This window comes from Arthrobacter sp. H14, from assembly GCF_000520495.1.
Taxonomy (GTDB): Bacteria; Actinomycetota; Actinomycetes; order Actinomycetales; family Micrococcaceae; genus Arthrobacter_C.
In genome coordinates this window covers 1-1670 of the sequence record NZ_KI914626.1, presented here as the reverse complement: position 1 = coordinate 1670, position 1670 = coordinate 1, and the positions used below count along the sequence as shown (strand labels likewise).

The window sequence follows — 1670 nt, the reverse complement described above, 5'->3', positions numbered from 1 at the left end:
ACAGCTGGCAGAGAATCAGCGCGAAGTATTCGCCAATGACCCGTTGAATCTGCTGGCGGTCGACGGTCCCGCCAATGCCTCCAAAGGCGACGGTGATGCCGCGACCTGGCTGCCGCCGAACAAGGCATTCCGCTGCGAATACGTTGCCCTGCAAACGGCGGTGAAAGCCAAATACGAGCTGTGGATGACACAGGCCGAACACGACGCGATCGCCGGCATCCTCACCAGCAAATGCCCCAATCAGCCTGTCCCGGACGATGTTGGGGGAGTGGCGGTGCCCGTCGCCGCCACACCGGCACCGGAGGAGCCCGAGGGGGTCGAACCAGCCCCCAAGCCGCAGGATGATGTCTATTATGAGAACTGCACTGCGGTCCGTGACGCTGACGCGGACCCTATCAAAGCAGGCGATCCCGGTTGGGATACCAAATTTGACGCTGATGGCGACCTTGTCGGCTGCGAATAAAACAACTGTTCAACACGGGTGGGCCGGTAAAGCTCGTGAACCAGTCGGGGACGTTACTGCGGGCGGGGTTCCCAGAGTTTCCCAACCCCGGTACAGTTGGATTATACATACTGTATATATGGCGGATTGGGAGGGTCTGAAATGCTCACTATCGAAGATGAGCTGGCGCGTGTCTACGCGGTGGGGGAGCTGAACCGCGTGGATCTTCTGCGCACCGTCTCACAGGCCAGGGACAAGGGCCTTACACAGACACAGATCGCGAACCGCCTGTCCATTTCCCAGCCGGAAGTCCACCGGATCCTGCGGAAGGTGCACAACTTCCCGGACCTGCTGGTGTTGAACCCCCGCGAAATTATTCTGCGTTTCCACGCCGGCAGAATCAGCCATGAGGAGATGATGAATCAGCTCATCGGGTGGCCATACACTTATGCCCGCGCCGCCGAACCGGCCAACCCGGAAAGCGTGATGATCCCGGGAACCTGGGACCAGCTCGCCGATGCGGTGTACCGGGATTTGCTCAGCGCCCGGGACTACGAACACCTGGTCGCGGCCAGCGGCACTGCCCGCCGCGGCGCCTGAATGATATCTGCGGACCAGGGCCGGGTTGAAGCGGAGCTGAACCGGCTCACTGCGGCCGGCGGGAGACTGCACAAGGATTCCGACCGGGCCACATTCGCCCCCGGGGCGGTCTTTGCAGCCCGGCGGCTGATTTTCCACCGGACGCTGATCGACCAATTTCTCGGCCAAAGCCCGGACATAGCCAAAGAAGGCAGGGCGGCGATTGTGACCGCGGGCCCGCCCGGCGCGGGTAAGTCTTTTGCCATCGGCGATCTTGATCTGGTCGGCGATGGCTGGCGGGTCATCGACCCGGATGCCATCAAGACCATGCTGCTGCGCCACGGACTCTCCGAGGGCCGCTTCGATGACCTGCTCACGCACAACCTTGCCGACGGGCACCCGATCATGCTCAACGAGCTGTCCTCGTTAGTGCATAACGAGTCGACGATGCTGGCCGAGAATATTCTGGCCCGCTGCCTGCAGGCCAGGGAAAACGTCGTCATTGAGGGCACTCTCTCCTGGCCGGGGCTGGGCACGCGATACCTTGAAAACCTCGAAGCCAACGACTACGCTCACCTGACGATTCTCGATGTCGAAGTAAGCCTTGCCCTCGCCCTCGAACGGGCCCGCGCACGATGGGTCGAAGGAC

3 protein-coding genes are annotated in these 1670 nt (G+C 61.9%); all 3 read left to right on the top strand.

Going from position 1 to position 1670, the window contains the following annotated elements:
- The coding region (locus Y707_RS23205; protein WP_155852693.1) for a GmrSD restriction endonuclease domain-containing protein at positions 1-463 on the top strand (463 nt) is incomplete at its 5' end.
- A gap of 141 nt (positions 464-604) precedes the next feature.
- On the top strand, positions 605-1042 hold the full coding sequence (locus Y707_RS0103765) for a hypothetical protein (RefSeq protein ID WP_026534097.1): 438 nt from the start codon (positions 605-607) through the stop codon (positions 1040-1042).
- On the top strand, positions 1043-1670 hold a 628-nt coding region (locus Y707_RS28775; RefSeq protein WP_026534096.1), incomplete at its 3' end, for a DEAD/DEAH box helicase family protein.